Source organism: Teichococcus deserti (assembly GCF_001982615.1).
Taxonomy (GTDB): domain Bacteria; phylum Pseudomonadota; class Alphaproteobacteria; order Acetobacterales; family Acetobacteraceae; genus Pseudoroseomonas; species Pseudoroseomonas deserti.
Map to the genome: position 1 here is coordinate 1 of NZ_MLCO01000372.1, position 2269 is coordinate 2269.

At 76.1% G+C, this 2269-nt stretch carries 2 protein-coding genes; both read left to right on the top strand.

Annotated elements, in window-relative coordinates; all coding sequences use genetic code 11:
* Positions 1 to 328 precede the first annotated feature (328 nt).
* Positions 329 to 1213: a DUF6502 family protein gene (locus tag BKE38_RS27420; protein WP_242662591.1), complete on the top strand. Its 885-nt coding sequence runs from the start codon at positions 329 to 331 to the stop codon at positions 1211 to 1213.
* A 7-nt stretch (positions 1214 to 1220) separates the two neighbouring features.
* On the top strand, positions 1221 to 2269 hold a 1049-nt coding region (locus BKE38_RS27425), incomplete at its 3' end, for a DUF5666 domain-containing protein (RefSeq protein WP_076960358.1).

Here is a 2269-nt window from a genome sequence, read left to right on the forward strand (position 1 = left end):
GTTGCCGCTGTGGTGACGGAGCTGGCGCAGGCTCAGCGCCTCCGCCGGCTCGGCTTCGCGCGGCGGCCAGGCGGGCAGCCGGCGGGTGGCGCTGGGCGCCGGCCGTGCGACGGCGCGCGCATTGGCGGCCAGGGGGGTCGGGTCGCTTGGAGACACGGACACGATGCTCCCGCGCAGGGGCACGATGACGGGCGTGCCGGAATGGGTGCTGGGCATGGCCGGAACAGTATGTGGGAAAAGATCCCACGTCAAATGGATTGTGCGGGCTGATTTCCCACGGCGGCCGTGCTAGGCATTGGGCCGACCGCTGTTGCCGATGAAAGAGACTGTGCCCGACCTCCCCGACCCGCCCGCGACGCCGCTGCCGGCGCTGCCCAGCCCGCCCCAGGCCGAGGCGCTGCTGCGCCCGCTGGCGCGGCTGCTGCGGCCGCTGCTGCGGCTGCTGATCCGCGCGGGCGTCACCTTCCCGGTCTTCGCCGACCTGGCACGGCAGCTCTATGTCGAGCTGGCGGCGGAATCGCTGGCCCGTCCGGCCCGCACCGACAGCCGCCTCAGCCTGCTGACCGGCGTGCACCGCAAGGAGATCCGCCGGCTGCGCGAGCTGGACGAGGATGCGCCGGCGGTCCCGCCGGTGGTGACGCTGTCCAGCCAGATCATCGCCCGCTGGGCCGGCCTGCCCGCCTTCGCCGATGCCGCGGGCCAGCCGCGGCCGCTGCCGCGCACCGCCCCCGAGGGCGAGCCCTCCTTCGAGGCGCTGGTCCGCGCGGTCACCACCGATGTCCGCCCGCGCACCGTGCTGGACGACTGGCTGGCGCAGGGCCTGGTGCGGCTGGATGCCGAGGAGCGCGTGGTGCTGAACGCCGCCGCCTTCCTGCCGCGCCAGGGCAGCGAGGAGCAGCTCTACTACTTCGCCCGCAACCTGCACGACCACCTGGCGGCGGCGACCGCCAATGTCGCCGGCACCCCCGCCCCCTTCCTGGACCGCGCCGTGCATTATGACCGGCTGCCGCCGGCGGTCGCGGCCAGGATGCAGGCGCTGGGGCGCGAGGCGGCGCAGCGCCTTCTGGTCGAGGTCAACCGCGCGGTGCTGGCCGAGCTCGACGCCGCCGGCGACACGGTGCCGGCGGGCGAGCCGACCCGCCGGGTGATCCTCGGTGTCTACCTCTATGCCGAGGACGAGGCGCCCGCCCCCTCCGGCCCCGCGAAGGAATAAGCCGCGGATGCGCTGGTCCCTTCCTTCCTGGGCCTTGTTCGCGGCGCTGGCCGCCTGCGCGCCGACGCCGCCGCCGGCCGGCACGAGCACCGCCGGCCCGCCCGCGCCGGCCATCTGCCGCATCGGCCCCGACGACGCGGCGCCCGCGCAGCAGGTCGCCGAGCGCGGCATCGGCGGCACCGGGATTTCCAACGAGGAGGGCGATCGCGGCATCGGCGGCACCGGGATCGTCGGCGTCATCACCGGCTTCGCCAGCATCTGCGTGGGCGGGCTGGAGGTGGAGTATGCGCCGACGCTCGCCGCCGACCTGGACGGCCAGCCCGGCAGCGTCGCCGACCTGCGCGCCGGCCAGGTGGTGGTGGTCGAGGCCAGCGGCCGCGCCGACGCCCTGCGCGCCGAGCGGCTGGCGCTGCGCTTCGAGGCCTCCGGTCCGGTCGAGCGCCGCGACGGCACCACCGGCCTGCAGGTCGCCGGGCAGCGGGTGATCTTCGCCCCCGGCATGCGCGGCGGCCGGGACTGGCAGCCGGGCGACTGGGTGGCCGTCAGCGGGCTGCGCCAGGCCGACGGGACGATCATGGCCAGCCGCCTCGACCGCCGCGCGCCGGGGCGCATCCTGGTGCGCGGCATCGCCCAGCGCGAGGGCGCGGGGCTGCTGCGGCTCGGCCAGCTGCGCTTCCGCCGCAGCCTCCTGTTGGATGTCCAGCCCGGGCTGCCGGTGGTTTTGACGGGTCACCTGGACGGCGGCGCCTTCGTGCTGGACCGGGTGGAGACCGACCTGGTGCTGGCCGACCCGGCCCGCCGCTTCGGCCCCGCGGTCGATCGCATCGTCATCGAAGCCTATATCGGCGTCGCCGCCGGCCGGCTGCAGATGGGCCACGGCACCGGCTTCGCCGCCGGGCTGGCGCGGCCGCTGCCGGGTGGCACGCCGGGCCTGCCGCGGCGCGGGGTGATGGACCTGCGGCGGCAATCCGACGGCAGCTTCTCCGGCACCGAGCTGCGCGCCCCAGGGCAGGCGGCGGGATACCGCGGCGAAGGGCTGGGCGGGCTCTCGCCACG